Source organism: Rheinheimera sp. (assembly GCF_030690345.1).
In the GTDB taxonomy this organism is placed as follows: Bacteria; Pseudomonadota; Gammaproteobacteria; order Enterobacterales; family Alteromonadaceae; genus Alishewanella.
Genome location: NZ_JAUYGV010000006.1, coordinates 904,009 through 920,269 on the forward strand (window position 1 = coordinate 904,009; position 16,261 = coordinate 920,269).

General features: G+C 49.2%; 17 protein-coding genes. 14 read left to right on the top strand and 3 right to left on the bottom strand.

Features of this window, described 5'->3' with window-relative positions:
• Positions 1–92 precede the first annotated feature (92 nt).
• The 5 genes from Q8O77_RS08670 to Q8O77_RS08690 all read left to right on the top strand — a co-directional run bounded on the left by Q8O77_RS08670 (position 93) and on the right by Q8O77_RS08690 (position 6,024).
• Positions 93–2,066, top strand: a complete 1,974-nt coding sequence (locus Q8O77_RS08670) for a type IV pilus secretin PilQ (RefSeq protein WP_305552460.1) — start codon at positions 93–95, stop codon at positions 2,064–2,066.
• Positions 2,067–2,234: 168 nt separating this feature from the next.
• Complete coding sequence (gene aroK / locus Q8O77_RS08675; RefSeq protein ID WP_205309373.1) at positions 2,235–2,753, top strand: shikimate kinase AroK; 519 nt, start codon at positions 2,235–2,237, stop codon at positions 2,751–2,753.
• A gap of 24 nt (positions 2,754–2,777) precedes the next feature.
• Positions 2,778–3,848, top strand: a complete 1,071-nt coding sequence (gene aroB, locus Q8O77_RS08680) for a 3-dehydroquinate synthase (RefSeq protein WP_305552461.1) — start codon at positions 2,778–2,780, stop codon at positions 3,846–3,848.
• Entirely contained in the window at positions 3,835–5,142 is a 1,308-nt protein-coding gene (locus Q8O77_RS08685; RefSeq protein WP_305552462.1) for a hypothetical protein, read from the top strand. Before aroB ends, Q8O77_RS08685 begins: the two co-directional genes overlap by 14 nt.
• Before the next feature lie 6 nt (positions 5,143–5,148).
• Entirely contained in the window at positions 5,149–6,024 is an 876-nt protein-coding gene (locus Q8O77_RS08690; protein ID WP_305552463.1) for a Dam family site-specific DNA-(adenine-N6)-methyltransferase, read from the top strand.
• Here Q8O77_RS08690 and Q8O77_RS20065 read toward each other — a convergent pair.
• The 3 genes from Q8O77_RS20065 to Q8O77_RS08700 all read right to left on the bottom strand — a co-directional run bounded on the left by Q8O77_RS20065 (position 5,969) and on the right by Q8O77_RS08700 (position 7,275).
• Positions 5,969–6,196: a DUF2970 domain-containing protein gene (locus Q8O77_RS20065; RefSeq protein ID WP_371133458.1), complete on the bottom strand. Its 228-nt coding sequence runs from the start codon at positions 6,194–6,196 to the stop codon at positions 5,969–5,971. The genes Q8O77_RS08690 and Q8O77_RS20065 overlap by 56 nt on opposite strands.
• Entirely contained in the window at positions 6,196–6,453 is a 258-nt protein-coding gene (locus Q8O77_RS08695; protein ID WP_305552464.1) for a hypothetical protein, read from the bottom strand. The genes Q8O77_RS20065 and Q8O77_RS08695 overlap by 1 nt, the downstream gene beginning before the upstream one ends.
• 141 nt (positions 6,454–6,594) lie before the next feature.
• On the bottom strand, positions 6,595–7,275 hold the full coding sequence (locus Q8O77_RS08700; RefSeq protein ID WP_305552465.1) for a TorF family putative porin: 681 nt from the start codon (positions 7,273–7,275) through the stop codon (positions 6,595–6,597).
• Positions 7,276–7,508: 233 nt separating this feature from the next.
• Here Q8O77_RS08700 and rpe point away from each other — a divergent pair, with 233 nt between their 5' ends.
• From rpe to Q8O77_RS08745, 9 genes are all read left to right on the top strand, one after another.
• Complete coding sequence (gene rpe, locus Q8O77_RS08705) at positions 7,509–8,183, top strand: ribulose-phosphate 3-epimerase (protein ID WP_305552466.1); 675 nt, start codon at positions 7,509–7,511, stop codon at positions 8,181–8,183.
• A gap of 107 nt (positions 8,184–8,290) precedes the next feature.
• Positions 8,291–9,295 carry a tryptophan--tRNA ligase gene (trpS, locus tag Q8O77_RS08710; protein ID WP_305552467.1) on the top strand — a complete coding sequence of 335 codons (1,005 nt, stop codon included), beginning with the start codon at positions 8,291–8,293 and terminating at the stop codon, positions 9,293–9,295.
• Between the two features lie 22 nt (positions 9,296–9,317).
• Positions 9,318–9,902: an aminodeoxychorismate/anthranilate synthase component II gene (locus Q8O77_RS08715; RefSeq protein WP_305552468.1), complete on the top strand. Its 585-nt coding sequence runs from the start codon at positions 9,318–9,320 to the stop codon at positions 9,900–9,902.
• Between the two features lie 83 nt (positions 9,903–9,985).
• Positions 9,986–11,116: an HDOD domain-containing protein gene (locus Q8O77_RS08720; protein WP_305552469.1), complete on the top strand. Its 1,131-nt coding sequence runs from the start codon at positions 9,986–9,988 to the stop codon at positions 11,114–11,116.
• Positions 11,117–11,431: 315 nt separating this feature from the next.
• The gene (locus Q8O77_RS08725; RefSeq protein ID WP_305552470.1) at positions 11,432–12,649 is read left to right on the top strand and encodes an aspartate aminotransferase family protein; all 1,218 of its coding nucleotides are present in this window, start codon (positions 11,432–11,434) and stop codon (positions 12,647–12,649) included.
• A gap of 92 nt (positions 12,650–12,741) precedes the next feature.
• Positions 12,742–13,758 (top strand): arginine N-succinyltransferase, encoded by a 1,017-nt coding sequence (astA, locus tag Q8O77_RS08730; protein WP_305552471.1) that lies wholly within the window; start codon positions 12,742–12,744, stop codon positions 13,756–13,758.
• Between the two features lie 13 nt (positions 13,759–13,771).
• Positions 13,772–15,241 (top strand): succinylglutamate-semialdehyde dehydrogenase, encoded by a 1,470-nt coding sequence (gene astD, locus Q8O77_RS08735; protein ID WP_305552472.1) that lies wholly within the window; start codon positions 13,772–13,774, stop codon positions 15,239–15,241.
• 120 nt (positions 15,242–15,361) lie between these two features.
• Positions 15,362–15,709: a DUF3802 family protein gene (locus tag Q8O77_RS08740; protein ID WP_173499341.1), complete on the top strand. Its 348-nt coding sequence runs from the start codon at positions 15,362–15,364 to the stop codon at positions 15,707–15,709.
• Positions 15,710–15,791: 82 nt separating this feature from the next.
• Positions 15,792–16,220 (top strand): OsmC family protein, encoded by a 429-nt coding sequence (locus tag Q8O77_RS08745; protein ID WP_305552473.1) that lies wholly within the window; start codon positions 15,792–15,794, stop codon positions 16,218–16,220.
• Positions 16,221–16,261 lie beyond the last annotated feature (41 nt).

Here is a 16,261-nt window from a genome sequence, read left to right on the forward strand (position 1 = left end):
TGGATAAAATAATCAAAACAATGTCTGGCACAATCCAGCGCACGTTACTGTGCATTGCAGCCTTTACGCTACTTTCACTACCGGCGGCCGCAGTGCCGTTGTTATATGATGTTCGGTATAACCCTTTATTAACCGGCGAGACGGAAATAGAGTTCATTTTCGATGAAGAATTGTATGCTGATCCGAGCATTCAGGTATTTAATGAGCCGGCACGGATCGAGTTGTTTTTCGACGAATCTGATTACGAAGAAAAGCTTAAAGAAGTGCTGATAGATAAAGCCGGGGTTAAACGCGTTACTTCAGAGTTCGTCGATGATGGTTTCAGGACAGTAATTTACCTGGATTACCTGAAAATATACCGTACGCGGGTAAAGGGTAATGTATTTTATATTCACATTTCCGATAACCCGACCGCTGATCAGATTGGCCAGGCTGCCGACGTTAAGCCAACCTACATTAACCGTGTAAATGCGATAGATTTCCGTCGTGGTGATAAGGGTGAAGGTCGGGTACTAATTTTCCTGCGCGATAATACTGCAGCAGTCGATGTGGCTGAGCGGCTGGGTAAACTCGAAGTTGAATTTCACAACACCGACATTTTGGAAGAATTGTTGTATCAACTGGATGTGGTCGATTTCGGCACTATTGTTAAAGGCATTGAAACCTTTAAAGATGGCTCTTCTACTCGCTTAGTCATTGATACAACGGCAGAGTTTACCTTCACTTATCAGCAAATTGATAATATTTTCACCCTGAATGTGGAACGCGATACCACTAACCGCAGCATTTTGGGTGGTGGTAAAGAGTATAAGGGCCGGGCTATATCACTTAATTTCCAGGATATTGCTGTGCGCACAGTGTTACAGATTATTGCTGATTATAACGGCTTTAACCTGGTAACCAGTGACTCTGTTACCGGTAATATTACCTTACGTTTGGACGGTACACCGTGGGACCAGGCGTTGGACATAGTGCTAAGGGTTAAAGGCCTGGATAAGCGCATGGAAGGCAATATTTTAATGGTTGCGCCGACCGATGAATTAGCGGCTCGTGAAGCCCGTGAATTGGAAGCCAAACAAACGGTAGCTGATTTGGAGCCGTTGTATTCAGATTTTCTGTCGATCAACTATGCCAAAGCAGCTGATATTGCCGGTTTGTTGAGTAACAAAGACGCCACTCTGCTGTCATCTCGTGGCTCAGTAAATGTTGATGACCGTACTAACACTATCTTGATTAAAGATACAGCGGTAAATATTGAAAGCGTACGTAAATTGATTGAACGCTTAGATGTGCCGGTGCGGCAGGTACTTATTGAATCACGCATGGTTACTGTACGTGATAGTGTTACTGATGAGTTAGGCATTCGCTGGGGCTTTAGTGATCAGCAAAGCAGTAGCAGCTCTAATCAGGGCACTTCCGGTTCTGCTGGTGGCGCCAATACCATTGCCAATGGCACTATCCCTTCATTGGACGATCGCTGGAACGTTAATTTACCGGCCAGTAATCCGGCTGGTAGCATTGCTTTTCATATTGCCCGCCTGGCAGATGGCACTTTACTGGATTTAGAGTTGTCAGCGTTAGAGCAGGAAAATAAAGGTGAGATTATTGCCAGCCCGCGTATTACCACGGCGAATCAAAAAGAAGCCCGTATAGAGCAGGGGGTCGAGATCCCTTATGTGCAGGCAGCCTCCAGCGGTGCTACTACAGTTGAATTCAAAAAAGCGGTATTAAGCCTGACCGTGACGCCGCAAATTACACCGGATAACAAGATTATTCTTGACCTTGTTATTACGCAAAATACACGGGGTGAAACGGTACAAACGCCAACCGGGCCGGCAACGGCTATTGATACGCAACAAATACAAACTCAGGTATTGGTTGATAACGGCGAGACCATAGTATTGGGCGGTATTTATCAACAGCAAATCTTGTCTACAGTAAGCAAGGTGCCGCTGTTTGGTGATATTCCTTATCTGGGAGTGTTGTTCAGAACACACCGTGATATTAACGAAAAGAACGAGCTGTTAATTTTCGTTACACCTAAAATTATCACTGACGGCCTGTAATCTGTTTTCGGTACCGTTACAGACACTACTGTAGCGGTACCGCGTTTGAGAATTAGCTTGCCAACAAAAGGCTATTCCTGACATAATTCAGCGCTTCAAATTTTCGTGGGAGCCTTTTGGTCCTTGAATTCAACTTTTCACTGAGTTAGCTGATTAGTAATACGACTTATGGCAGAAAAACGTAATATCTTCCTCGTTGGCCCTATGGGTGCTGGAAAAAGCACAATTGGACGTCACTTAGCAGACATGCTTCATCTGGAATTCTACGATTCAGATCAGGAAATCGAACGCCGCACCGGTGCCGATATTGCTTGGGTATTTGATCTGGAAGGTGAAGAAGGCTTCAGAGTGCGTGAAGAGAATGTCATTCAGGATCTGACAGAGTTGCAGGGTATCGTACTGGCTACCGGTGGTGGTTCAGTGCTGAGCAAAGAAACCCGTAACCGTTTATCGGCACGCGGTATCGTAGTGTATCTGGAAACGCCTATCGAAAAACAGGTAGCCCGTACCCAGCGCGATAAACGCCGGCCCTTGTTGCAAACAGAAGAAGCACCAAAAGAGGTGTTGGAAAGATTGGCTGAAGAACGCAACCCACTGTATGCTGAAATTGCGGACTTTACCGTGCGCACCGATGAACAAAGCGCACGTGCTGTGGCCAGTCAAATTATCGACCAATTGGGTTTCTAGTCTATATCTATCGGAGAGCTGCTGATGCAAAAAGTTGAGGTACAACTTGGCGAACGCAGCTACAGTATCACCATCGCTGACAGCTTTGCCGGTATTGATGCCGGCATAGCAGCCAGTAAGCAAGTTGTCATCATCTCCAATCCCACTGTCGCGGCCTTGTATTTGCCTCAAGTGCAGGCATTATTCCCTGATGCAGCTGCGCAGCATTTTTTATTACCGGACGGTGAAGCTTTTAAAACGCTCAGCTCTTTTGAACAAGTGCTGGGCTTTTTGCTGGAACAACGCATGTCGCGCGATCTGTTGCTGGTCGCGCTGGGTGGCGGTGTTATCGGTGACTTAACCGGCTTTGTGGCAGCATGCTATCAACGTGGTGTCGACTTTTTGCAAATTCCCACTACCTTGCTATCTCAGGTTGATTCCTCTGTTGGCGGTAAAACCGCTGTCAATCACCCTTTAGGTAAGAATATGATCGGCGCTTTTAAGCAGCCGGTGCAGGTACTAATAAATACCACAGTATTAGCCAGTTTACCGCCGCGTGAGTTTGCCGCAGGCATGGCTGAAGTGATTAAATATGCGCTGATCAGTGACGCTGGGTTCTTCCGTTGGTTGCAGCAACACCATGCGCAAATCCAGCAACAGGACACGGCTATCCTGGCTGAAATGATTGGCCATTGTTGTCGGATGAAAGCGGACATTGTCAGCCGTGATGAAACAGAGCAAGGCGAGCGGGCTTTATTAAACCTGGGTCATACCTTTGGTCACGCCATTGAGGCCTGGCTCGGCTACGGTGAATGGTTGCATGGCGAAGCCGTTGCTGCAGGTATGGTGATGGCATCTGAGCTTGCAGCAAGCCGCGGTTGGTTAACGCCGGCAGAGGTGGTAAAGATACGTGATTTGCTGGCAGCATTCAGCTTACCTGTAGCAGCACCGGAAAGTATGCATATCAACGACTTTATACCCTACATGAAAACGGATAAAAAAGTGAAGCAAGGCACAATGCGGTTTGTATTACCAACTGCATTTTGCCAAACAGCAGTAGTTGACGATGTAACTGAAGCAGAACTGACAGAGGTGTTTGGCCATGGATACAACTGAACTGCAGGCAAAACTGGCATCCTTAAGCCACCTGACGCCGTCACAACATGAATGGTTGGAGCGCCTGTTGTTTCAATTGGCGTTTAACGATAGCAAACAGATCCAGGCTACCGGAGCGGTAGGCGCGGGTAAATCTACTTTAGCGATGGCAGTGGCTGAGCTGTTTTCCGGTCAATATAATGTGGCAATGCTAAATCCGCCACTTGATGAAGCTAAAGCGCAGCAACAGCTGATGCAGCAGTGGTTCGGCGCTGTTTGGCAAGCTGATAGCTCGCTGGCAGAACAGGTGAATGCGCAACCGTCGACGTTGCCGCTGCTGTTGATTATTGATGATGCAGAGCATTTTTCTAACTCTTTTTTACAGCAGCTCGAAGCACTGCCTTGTGTGCTGTTTTGTTTTTCCGTGCAGAAGGTTGCAGACAATGGCCTGGTGCTAACTTTAGGCCAAATTACTACGGCAGATGCAGAGTATTTGCTGCAGCATGAAAATCTTAACAGTATAGAGCTGGCGGCACGTCTGGCGTCAGCTGACGGCAACTTGCATCTGTTGCTGCAAAGCGCAGACAGCGGCAGCGCGGCAGAGGCGTCGCAGCAGCCACAGACAGGTTTTCGCCTATCTACTATGCAGTTAGCTTCCGGTGCTGCAGCACTGGTGTTCATTGCAGTGTTAGCCTTTGTGCTATGGCCGGAGCCGGAGAAGAAAGTCGTGCGGATACCTGTAGTACCCGCAGCGGTAATGCCGGCCTCCGAACCGGAAGAGTTGCTGCCCGCTGAGCCAATAGTAAGCGAAGAACCTGTGACAGAAGCTGATATAGCCGAAACGACGCCGCAACTCATGCCAACAGTACCAGATGAGATTGTTGTCGCTGAAATCGATGATGCGACGTCCGCAATAACGGACGACAACCAGGCTACTGTTGTAGTTGAACCCGCCGACGTTGAGACAGAGCCACAGGTGGCAGTAGATTACTTGTTTGACGAAGTGCAGTTGCTGGCAGCAGATAAACAGCAGGTGGCATTGCAATTAGCGGTATTATCGAGCGATGCAGCATTGCAGCGCTTTAAGTCAGCTTACCCGCAGCTGATGACATTAACTTATCAGCGTAGCTGGCAGGGTAAGATGCAGTTGGTGCTGCTGTTGGCACCTTTTACTAACGCCACCGAAGCTAAAGCTGAACGTGACCAGCTACCTGAAGCATTACAGGCTACCGGGCCTTTTGTTAAAACCATGCAAGCGGTGCAGGCGGAAATAAAAGCGCAGCAGCGTAATCAGCAAAGCGCCGGCATGGAATAGCGGGTAATGCAGGTAGCCAAGCGCAAAAGCCGTGCCTTTTTGAAGTGGGCCGGTGGTAAATACAATTTGGTTGACGCCATATGCCGTCATTTGCCGCACAGCGAGCTGTTGATCGAACCTTTCGTCGGTGCAGGATCGGTTTTCTTAAACACTGACTTTCCCCGCTATCAGTTGAATGATATCAATGCAGACTTAATCAGCCTGTATCAGCTAATCAAAACGCAGCCGGAGCGCTTTATCGCCGATGCCCGTGATTTGTTTACCCCATTAACGAACCAGCGCGATTGTTATCTGAATTTTCGCCAACAGTTTAATCAAAGTACAGATGTCTACGAGCGGTCACAGTTATTTTTGTATTTAAACCGCCACGGTTACAACGGCTTGTGCCGTTATAATTTATCCGGCAAATTTAACGTACCCTTTGGTAGTTATAAGAAGCCGTACTTTCCTGCAGCAGAATTATATTTCTTTGCAGAAAAAGCCCAGCGTGCTGAATTCAGCTGTACCGGCTATCAGCAGGTGATACAAAGTGCGGGTGCTGGTGCCGTAATATACTGCGATCCACCTTATGTGCCACTGAGTAAAACCGCCAGTTTTACCGGCTATGCCCGTGAGGGCTTTGATCTGGACGATCAGGCGCAGTTGGCTATTTTGGCTGAGCAGGCGCAGCAACGCGGTATCGCGGTGGTGATCAGTAACCATGATACAACCTGGACGCGGAAAATTTACCAGCCGGCGGTATTACACAGTTTGCAGGTGGGGCGCTCTATTAGTCAGAAGGGTGCCACTCGTGGCAAGGTGGCAGAGCTTTTTGCGGTATACCGGCCTAAGACAGTACCCATGACACCACAAGTAATAGTGTTACCACAAAAAGCAGGGTAAAAATGACCCCGGTAATAATGTAAGGTAACGGGCTGCCTGCAGCAAAATCCTGTTGGCGTTGTTGCTCAGATTGCACGCCGGCGAAAGCACCGAGTACTGCCTTAATAACCTGCAATATCCCCGGCTTTTTTCTCAGCGAAGGCTGATCTTCTTTATTATTGTTATGCGGCATCAGGGTTTTTGTGCTGGACTAAGTCTGCTTAACAGCTCCAGCAAGTCAACAAAATGGAATTGTGTCGAACGGCTTTTACCCCTGAACCAGCTTAACCAGCTTTGCTCTGTGGCTTTATAGCAATCTTCAATCGCAGAAGGTGTTGATAGCGACTGACATTGCGGATTCGTCGTGATGGATGGCAGTGAAATACAAACGGCTGCTGCAAAAAATGCGGCTGAAATAAACGCTGCTTTATAATAACTGGTAAATTTCATGTTAAATCCGTTTGTTTGTTAAAACGGTTCGATAATAAAACATTGGCGTTGTCGATACAAGCTGATTATTTATTCACCGCTTGCTAAGTTTGATGTTTATGAAAACTACCGACACTGTTAGCGCCGGTAGGTTATTCAATATCAGAAACTTTTTGAAATGGAGAAAATAACCCGGCTGTCTGCAAGGTAGGAACCATCAACGTCAGTATCAACATAGGCTAAGCTTAGACCTGCGCCCATTACTTCGGTGCTGACACCAACACTCCAGTCCAGATAGCTGGCACTGCTGTCATCATACTCATTTTGGCCCACATGCAAGTCCAGGCTCAGGTTTTCCATCAAGGCGTAGCTGTAGTTGGCATAAAGATAAAAGAAATCGCCACTGTTTAGGTAGTAATCATCGCTATAGGCTAAACCGAAGGTCAGGTCTTTATATGATAAAGAGCCATAAATTTCCCAGAAATTTGAGCCGGGGATGGCGGTATTTGGATAGCCGTAGCGCATAATGCCGACGTCGGTTGACCAATCGTCATTAATGGCGCCACTCCAACCTAACATTACATCCAGCTCTAAGGTACCTTCGGTCAGAAAATCAACGTTTGAACCCCAAACCGAAACATAAAAACCTGACTCGTCAGTGAGTGATAGCCCGCCTTGCAAGGCAGGTGCTTCTTCGGTTTGTGAAACACCTCTGAACGCATAGTCTGAGGCGAAAGTAATATCTCCGCTCAGTTCTACTGCGCTGGCAGTAAAGCTGCCGGCCGATAATCCAAGTAACATCATGCTTGTTGCTAACGTCGTCATTTTCGTTGCTGTTTTCATTTTATTTGCCCTTTTCTCTGTTCCCTCACTTTTAGGTTCCAAGATATATGCCATTTAGTTTTATTGTTTAAATTCATGTGGATAAGTAAGTCTGGTTTTAACTTATGTAACAGCTTGTGCTAAGTTGGTGCGCTACTGCTCGTTTTATGGGCGTTAATGCGCTGCGGCATAACAGTGCATTTTTATGTCAAATTCAGTAAAGTTCGCACACTGTGCTCAAACGGAAATCTGCTATGCAACCCTATTTAATTGCGCCTTCTATTTTGTCTGCTGATTTTGCCCGGCTGGGAGACGATGTGGCAGCAGTATTAAAAGCTGGTGCCGATGTGGTGCACTTTGATGTGATGGATAATCATTATGTGCCAAACCTGACTATGGGGCCTATGGTGTGTCAGGCACTGAGGAGCTACGGCATTACCGCGCCGATAGATGTGCATTTGATGGTAGAGCCGGTCGACTCCCTGGTGCCGCAGTTTGCGCAGGCTGGTGCCAGCATTATTACCTTTCATCCGGAAGCATCACGGCATATTGACCGCACCTTGCAGTTAATTAGAAGCCACGGTTGTCAGGCCGGCTTAGTATTTAACCCTGCGACACCATTGAGTTATCTGGACTACGTGCTGGACAAAGTTGACGTTATTTTACTGATGTCCGTTAATCCTGGCTTTGGCGGGCAAAAATTTATCCCCGCTACCCTGGATAAGCTGGCGGCAGCACGCAACATTATCGACGCCAGCGGTTTGCCCATCCGGTTGGAAATTGATGGTGGCGTCAGTGCAGATAATATTGCGGACATCGCTGCTGCCGGTGCAGATATGTTTGTTGCCGGTTCGGCGATATTTAATGCGCCGGAATATAAGCCGGTAATTGATAAGATGCGGCAACAGCTGGCAAAAGTGGCGCGTTAAGCGGCTTTTTTACTGTTGCAATGTGCTGATATGGTTATAATGCTGCTCTTCAAACCGGTTTGCACCGGCCTGTCATTAACAATACAGCCTTTAAAGTGGATACAACTATGAGCAATAAGCCAATTGTGCTAAGTGGTGCACAGCCGTCCGGACAACTTACCATAGGTAATTATCTGGGGGCGCTACGCCAATGGGACAAAATGCAGGATGACTATGATTGCTTATATTGTATCGTTGACTTGCATGCTATTACCGTGCGCCAGGAACCTGCAGCACTGCGTAGTGCCTCGCTGGACAGCCTGGCGTTGTATCTTGCCTGTGGTATAGATCCAAAGCGCTCTGCGGTGTTTATGCAATCGCACGTGCCGGAGCACAGCCAACTGGCTTGGGTGCTGAACTGCTATACCCAGTTTGGCGAGCTTAGCCGTATGACACAGTTTAAAGATAAATCAGAGCGCCATACGCATAATGTTAACGCCGGCTTGTTTACTTACCCGGTACTGATGGCAGCAGATATTTTATTGTATCAGGCTAATCAAATTCCGGTGGGGCATGATCAAAAGCAACATCTGGAATTGGCCCGTGATGTAGCCACACGCTTTAATGCGCTGCACGGCGACATTTTTACTGTGCCGGAACCTTTTATTCCGCCGGTAGCAGCACGGGTAATGAGCTTGCAAGACCCAACGAAGAAGATGTCTAAGTCGGATGAAAACCCGTGGAACTTCGTCGGGTTACTCGAAGATCCAAAGATGATTAGCAAGAAGTTTAAAAAAGCGATGACCGACTCTGAAGATCCGCCACGGGTGCGTTTTGATCTGGACGCCAAACCGGGCGTGGCCAACCTGCTGAGTATTTTAAGTGGTGTAACCGGCAAAACCATCGCCGCGCTGGAAGCGGAGTACGAAGGTAAAATGTACGGTCATTTAAAAGGCGATGTTGCCGATGCGGTAATTGCCTTGCTGGAGCCGGTACAAAAAACCTTTACCGAGTTACGCGCCGATCAAACTACCTTAACCACAGTAATGCGTGCCGGGGCAGAACAAGCCCGCCAACGCGCTACATTAACCTTGCAACGGGTCCATGAAGCCGTGGGTTTTGTTGCCCCCTGATACTGCCGGTCAATAAACACCGATGTTACTGTTAATTGATAACTACGACTCTTTCACCTGGAACCTGATGCAGTATTTTGCTGCATTAGGCCAGCAAGTTATTGTGCGGCGTAATGACGATATCAGTGTGGCGCAAATAGCGGCATTGGCACCGCAATATCTGGTCATTTCACCCGGGCCGAAAACACCCGATGATGCCGGCGTATCGTTAAACGCTATTGAGCAATTTGCCGGCAAAATACCCATTTTGGGTGTCTGCCTCGGCCACCAGGCCATTGCTCAGGTATTTGGTGCTAAAGTATTACGCGCCCGCCGGGTTATGCACGGTAAAAATTCTTTGATCCGTCATAATAACCGTTCGGTATTTTGCGGCCTGGCAGACCCGTTAGATGTGACCCGTTATCACTCTCTGGTAGTGGAGCGCGGCTCTTTGCCTTCAGAGCTGATAGAAACCGCCTGGACAACAGATACTGAAGGTCTGCCCGATGAAATTATGGGGTTTATGCACTGCAATCTGGCGTTGCACGGGGTGCAGTTTCATCCGGAAGCTATCTTAAGCCAACAGGGTAAACAGTTGCTGGCCAATTTTTTGCAGCTTAAGGTTTAATCCCCGGCGTAACTTGACTCAGCGCCCGCAGCGCTGCAGTATTGGCTGTTAGCAACTGCTAATGTAAATGGAATAATGCAATAGTGAGCAGCCCTTTAACTTCTGCACCGCAAGAGCTGGTGCAACGTTTCTTCGATCAGTTAGTTGGCGTTAATCCGGATGCTAAGCGGCTGGGCTATCAGATCCGCGCCGGAGTACAAAATCCTGAACGTAAGTTGCTGGAAGTAGAAGCCAAAGCGCAACAACTGCGCGCTGCCGGGGCCCAGGCTAAAGCCCAATTTACGGAATTTGCTCAGGCGCACCTGCATGATGAGGTGGCTGATGAACTGGTGCGCCGGCTGCACAATATCGAACAGGTGATGGCGTCGGTGTTTGACGCCGGTGCGGGCTTTTATGCGTTGCTTGATCAGCTAAGCGCCAAAGCGGTAACAGTAAATAAGCTGGACCCGCTGATCTCAAGGGTGCCCTGGCTGGTAGAAGATTTATTGCGACTGGTGAATCAGCCGCAGTACCGCAACCGCAGCACGTCCGGCGCTATGGTAAAAGATATCAAGACCGCACTGCGTTTTATCGGTGTGGAGAGCTTACAGCAAATTCTGCCGGTATATGCCATGCGCCGTATGTTGCCGCATTCGACCGATCCATTTACGGCACTGAAAACCCGGTTATGGGACTATTCACTGGCCGTGGCGATAGCGGCAAAGCGCCTGGCAGAACACAGTGCAGAGCACCCTTATAATGCCTTTTGTGTCGGCTTATTCCATACCCTCGGCCATGCCGTTGTCACGCGCAATTATCTGCGTACTTATCAGCAGGTACGGCAAGCTCAGCTGCTACAAGCAAGAGAAAGTCGCGATACGCAGTTAACCGATGCGCTGGACAAGCTGGAACCCGATGCCAGCTTCTTGTGTGAAAGCATGCATGAATTTGCTGCCGTACTCAGCGCCGATATTACCTCGCGCTGGCAGTTACAAGGCTTACCCTTGTGCCAAACGCTGGACCAGCTGGCAGAAGGCGTAGGCTTTGCCGGCTGCAGCCCCCTGGCCAAATTGGTGCAACAGGCGCAAACCTATGTGCAGTGGCAAGAGCTGCAACGGCGCCAACTGATCTCAGATACGGAAGCAAAAGCCTGGCTTAATGCCGTGCAGCTAAACGCAGAAAGCATTAATTTGCTGGCAAATACCAATTTAAAACGTCTTGGTATAGAAAACTGAGAAAAAAATCGCGCCATAAACATGCAGTTTGCGAGGTGGCGCTATTGATTGGGGCAGCAGTATGTCATCGCCCGTGGCGGCGTCTGGTTAGAAAAACCTCATCACGCCCGGCTTTTCTGCATAGTTGCGTACTTATTCATTTCGCGTGCAAATCTATCTGTAGCCCTTGTTTTTTCTGGCTTTGCGCCATGTTCGGGTGCAAGACAACCGTAGTTAAATCTGTAATAATGCCACGGTGCTCACTAAATAACGGGCAGTTCTGTCTATCTGTAAGATGAGACCGGGCTGCACCCTGAACTATAAGAGGAACTGAATATGACTGCTCAGCCGCAGGTAAACCGCGCTCTGTTTGATGAAGTAATGGTACCTAACTACGCACCTGCCGGGATTATCCCGGTGCAAGGTAAAGGTTCACGCGTATGGGACCAGCAGGGCCGCGAATATGTCGATTTTGCCGGCGGTATTGCTGTAAGTAGCCTCGGGCATTGTCATCCTGCACTGGTGAATGCAGTAAAAACACAAGCAGAGAAAATCTGGCATTTAAGTAATGTGATGACCAACGAGCCGGCACTGCGGCTGGCGAAAAAACTGGTTGATGCCACCTTTGCCGACAAAGTGTATTTTGCCAATTCCGGCGCAGAAGCCAATGAAGCAGCATTCAAGTTAGCGCGGCGTTGGGCATTGGATAAATTTGGAGCACAAAAAGATCAGATTATCTCTTTTGGTAAGAGTTTCCACGGCCGCACTTTCTTCACTGTCACGGTAGGTGGCCAGGCCGCATATTCAGACGGTTTTGGCCCTAAGCCGGGCGCGGTATTGCATGCAGAGTTTAATAACCTCGACAGCGTTAAAGCACTGATTTCGGACAACACCTGTGCCGTGGTGCTGGAACCGATTCAGGGTGAAGGCGGTATTATTCCGGCGACCGGCGAATTTTTGCAGGGTGTACGTGATTTATGTAACAAACACAATGCTTTGTTGATTATGGACGAGGTACAAACCGGGGTGGGCCGCACCGGTAAGCTGTATGCATATATGCACAGCGGGGTAACACCGGATATTTTGACCACGGCGAAATCTTTAGGTGGCGGTTTCCCTATTGGCGCCATGTTAACCACGGCAGACATTGCGGCGCACCTCAAAGTAGGCACGCATGGCAGCACTTATGGCGGCAATCCGCTGGCCTGTGCCGTAGCTGAAGCGGTATTGGATACTGTTAATCAGCCGCAAGTAATGCAACAGGTGCTGAGTAATGAGCAACTGTTTCGCCGTGAACTGGCGGCAATCAATGAACAGTACCAGGTATTCAGTGAAGTGCGTGGCCAGGGTATGTTATTAGGCGCGGTGCTGAACGAGCAATACAAAGGCCGCTCGCGCGACTTTTTTCTGGCTGCCGCCGAACATGGTGTGATGGCGCTGGTGGCAGGGCCGGATGTAGTACGTTTTGCACCGTCCTTAGTAATTACGCCGGAAGATATTGTTGAAGGTATGCAGCGCTTTGCGCTGGCGGTAAAGCAGGTAGTAAACAGCTGATACCGGAAATTAAGCAGCGTTAAGACTGCAGAATATGAAGCTAAGGGGCCACTGGCCCCGAAAACTATAAAGCAAAAGTGGAGTAAGCGACGATGATGGTGATTCGCCCTATCCGTGCGGATGATTACCCGGCGCTGTATGATATAGCGGTGGAATCAGGCCATGGTTTTACCTCCTTGCCGGTGAATGATGAGTTACTGATGCGCAAGATCAGCCGCTCTGAGCAGTCTTTCAGTAAGCCGGTAAATCAACCAGGCGATGAAGGCTATCTGTTTGTACTGGAAGACACCGTTAGCGGTGAAGTCTGTGGTACCAGTGCGCTGGAGGCCGCGGTTGGCCTGGATGATGCTTTTTATCATTATCATTTGGGCAAGGTAGTGCATAGCTCGCGCTCACTTGGCGTGTATAAAACGGTAGATATATTGACGCTGTGTAACGATTACACCGGTGTCAGTGAGCTGTGTACGCTGTTTTTACGTGAAAGCCGGCGTGAGAAAAACAACGGCCGTTTGTTGTCGAAAATGCGCTTTTTGTTTATGGCCGAATTTCCGCAGCGTTTTGCTGAGCGGGTCATTGCCGAAATGCGCGGTATCTCGAACGATGATGGCAGCTCGCCATTCTGGCAGTGGCTACAGGAGCATTTTTTCTCGCTGGATTTCCCCACCGCTGATTACCTTACCGGCATCGGCCAGAAGGTATTTATTGCTGAGTTAATGCCGAAGTATCCGATTTACGTCAGCTTACTGAGCAAACAAGCCCAGGCGGTGATTGGTAAAGTACACGATAAAACCAAACCGGCGCTGGCGTTGCTGCAGTCGGAGGGTTTTTCTAACCGGGGCTATGTCGATATTTTTGACGCAGGGCCAACGGTAGAGGCGCGGGTAGAGCATATCCGCTCAGTGCGCAACAGCCGGCGCTTACAAGTGGTGATTGGTAGCGTAAGCGGTGGCCTGCCGCATTTAATTTGTAATACTAAGGTGGCCGATTTTCGTGCCACCTGGCTGGCGCTGAATGTCAGCGAACAAAGCGAACAACTCACCTTACCGGCAGATGTTGCGGCAGCGCTGCAAGTTAGTGCCGGTGATTGGGTAAGAGTTACCCGCATATAATCAGGGGAATATAATGGAACACGCAGAACACTATATAAACGGCAATTGGGTTAATGGCGCAGGTAAGGCGTTTCAATCGTTAGACCCGGCGAAGAATAAACTGATTTGGCAAGGCCGTGCCGCCAGCGCAGAACAGGTTGACGCTGCGGTGCAAAGTGCGCGTAAAGCCCAGTATGATTGGGCCGGTTTAAGCTTTGAGCAGCGTGTTGAGGTGGTAAAAAAGTTTGCTGAGCTGCTCAGTAGCAATAAAGAAGCGCTGGCGCTTTCTATTGCTGAAGAAACCGGTAAAGCGCTGTGGGAAGCCCGCACAGAAGTGGCGGCGATGACCGGCAAAATTGATATTTCGGTGCGAGCGTACCAGGAGCGTACCGGCAGCAAAGAAAACCCGATGCCACAAGGCCGTGCTTTTATCCGCCACAAACCGCATGGTGTTGTGGCGGTATTCGGGCCTTATAATTTCCCCGGCCATTTACCAAATGGCCACATAGTGCCGGCGTTACTGGCCGGTAATGCCGTGGTGTTTAAACCGTCGGAACTGACGCCCAAGGTGGCAGAAGATACAGTGAAACTGTGGCAGCAGGCCGGTTTGCCCTCTGGCGTGCTGAGTTTGTTGCAAGGTGAGGTTGATACCGGTAAAGCCATAGCGGCACATGAGGGTATTGACGGCATTTTCTTTACCGGCAGCTCGCGCACCGGCCACTATCTGCATCAGCAATTCGCCGGCCGGCCGGATAAAATTCTGGCATTGGAAATGGGCGGTAATAACCCGCTTATCGTGCAGGACGTAAGCAATATTGATGCAACTGTACATGATATTGTGCAATCGGCGTTTATTTCTGCCGGCCAGCGCTGCACCTGTGCCCGCAAGTTATTTTTACCTGCCGGCGCTCAGGGCGATGCTATTTTAAGCCGCCTGTTGGAGGTTAGCCGCAATATTCAGGTAGGCCTGTATGATGCTGCCGAGCAGCCGTTTATGGGCTCGATGATTTCTGTCGCGGCCGCCAAAGGCATGTTAGCGGTGCAGCAGCAGCTGGTAGACTTAGGCGGCGAAGTGCTGCTGCAGATGCGCCACCTTGATGAGAACACGGCATTGGTTACACCCGGCATAGTGGAGTGCAGCAAGGTCGCTAACTTCCCGGACGACGAGCATTTTGGCCCGCTGTTAAAAGTGTTCCGCTTTACCGACTTTGATCAGGCCATTGATGCGGCTAACGCTACGCAGTTTGGCTTATCAGCCGGCTTGCTCAGCGACAGTGCTGAGTTATATCAACACTTTTTCCGCCGCATTCGTGCCGGTATCGTTAACTGGAACCGGCCGATTACCGGTGCCAGCTCTGCCGCACCTTTTGGCGGCATAGGCTCAAGCGGTAACCACCGGGCCAGTGCTTACTACGCTGCTGATTACTGTGCTTATCCGGTGGCATCAGTAGAACTGGAGCAGGTAGTGATGCCGGAACAACTGTCACCCGGCTTAAGTTTTTAAGCAGGGTTAAAATAAATATGATCGGGGCTTAGGCCCCGATTTGTTTTCTGCAGGAATTTTTGCTTAAATAACTATAACTTATTGTAATCTCATTTCTCACAGTCAGGTGTAAAACAGCCCATGGTCACAGATAAACCCGGATACGAGCATTTGATCCAGTTTCTGACAGAGCATTTGTCGCTGTTTGAGCAAACCGGCACCGGAGATGCGGATAAAACCATAGGTGAATTGCTGGAAGAGTCTATTGCCGAGCAGATTATCACGCTTTGTACCCAGCACACTGAACTGGAAGTAAATCACCGCAGTATGATTATTCGCGAAGTGGACGGCATTATGTATGACTTCCAGGAAGTGCTGTCCAGCGTACTGAATAAAAAAGCCACCCGCCAACAAGCCGAACTTATCAACGAAATTTCGCTGCTAATCAAAAACCTGTTCGACACCGCTGTAGCTGATCTGATGGATTAAGCCGGCGTCGGCTGCGAATTTGCTAGATACCTGCGCTGCTTTTACGTAGAATAGCCGCCTTATTTTTCGGCGGGAGATACCGATGCAAGCCAGCGTAAAATGGCACCACGATAATACCTTTGTCGGCACCTCTGGCAGTGGCCATGCTGTGGTATTTGACGGTAACAAAGACGATAGCGTAGCACCGAGCCCGATGGAAATGGTATTGATGGCCGCAGGTGCCTGCTCATCGGTTGATGTGGTCAGCATTTTAAAAAAATCCCGTCAGCAGGTGCTGGGCTGCGAAGTGAAGCTCAGTGGCGAGCGCGCTGAAACTGTGCCGAAAGTTTTTACCAAATTGCACCTGCATTTTGAAGTAACCGGCATCAATCTGAGCGAAAAACAAGTAGAGCGGGCGGTGCAGCTGTCAGCGGATAAGTATTGTTCAGTGTCCATAATGCTGTCTGGCAGCGTTACCATCACGCATTCTTTTAGCCTGAAGCCGGCGGATATTACTCCGGTAGCAGAATAATTGTAGTAATGAAGTCATAACCGGTAATCGGTTTTAAGCGG

What these genes read in the sequence shown, in the direction of transcription:
- aroK (WP_205309373.1), top strand. Translation starts at nt 2,235, where the DNA reads ATGGCAGAAAAACGTAATATCTTCCTCGTTGGCCCTATGGGTGCTGGA.
- aroB (WP_305552461.1), top strand. Translation starts at nt 2,778, where the DNA reads ATGCAAAAAGTTGAGGTACAACTTGGCGAACGCAGCTACAGTATCACC.
- Q8O77_RS08685 (WP_305552462.1), top strand. Translation starts at nt 3,835, where the DNA reads ATGGATACAACTGAACTGCAGGCAAAACTGGCATCCTTAAGCCACCTG.
- Q8O77_RS08690 (WP_305552463.1), top strand. Translation starts at nt 5,149, where the DNA reads ATGCAGGTAGCCAAGCGCAAAAGCCGTGCCTTTTTGAAGTGGGCCGGT.
- Q8O77_RS20065 (WP_371133458.1), bottom strand. Translation starts at nt 6,196, where the DNA reads ATGCCGCATAACAATAATAAAGAAGATCAGCCTTCGCTGAGAAAAAAG.
- Q8O77_RS08695 (WP_305552464.1), bottom strand. Translation starts at nt 6,453, where the DNA reads ATGAAATTTACCAGTTATTATAAAGCAGCGTTTATTTCAGCCGCATTT.
- Q8O77_RS08700 (WP_305552465.1), bottom strand. Translation starts at nt 7,275, where the DNA reads ATGAAAACAGCAACGAAAATGACGACGTTAGCAACAAGCATGATGTTA.
- rpe (WP_305552466.1), top strand. Translation starts at nt 7,509, where the DNA reads ATGCAACCCTATTTAATTGCGCCTTCTATTTTGTCTGCTGATTTTGCC.
- trpS (WP_305552467.1), top strand. Translation starts at nt 8,291, where the DNA reads ATGAGCAATAAGCCAATTGTGCTAAGTGGTGCACAGCCGTCCGGACAA.
- Q8O77_RS08715 (WP_305552468.1), top strand. Translation starts at nt 9,318, where the DNA reads ATGTTACTGTTAATTGATAACTACGACTCTTTCACCTGGAACCTGATG.
- Q8O77_RS08725 (WP_305552470.1), top strand. Translation starts at nt 11,432, where the DNA reads ATGACTGCTCAGCCGCAGGTAAACCGCGCTCTGTTTGATGAAGTAATG.
- astA (WP_305552471.1), top strand. Translation starts at nt 12,742, where the DNA reads ATGATGGTGATTCGCCCTATCCGTGCGGATGATTACCCGGCGCTGTAT.
- astD (WP_305552472.1), top strand. Translation starts at nt 13,772, where the DNA reads ATGGAACACGCAGAACACTATATAAACGGCAATTGGGTTAATGGCGCA.
- Q8O77_RS08740 (WP_173499341.1), top strand. Translation starts at nt 15,362, where the DNA reads ATGGTCACAGATAAACCCGGATACGAGCATTTGATCCAGTTTCTGACA.
- Q8O77_RS08745 (WP_305552473.1), top strand. Translation starts at nt 15,792, where the DNA reads ATGCAAGCCAGCGTAAAATGGCACCACGATAATACCTTTGTCGGCACC.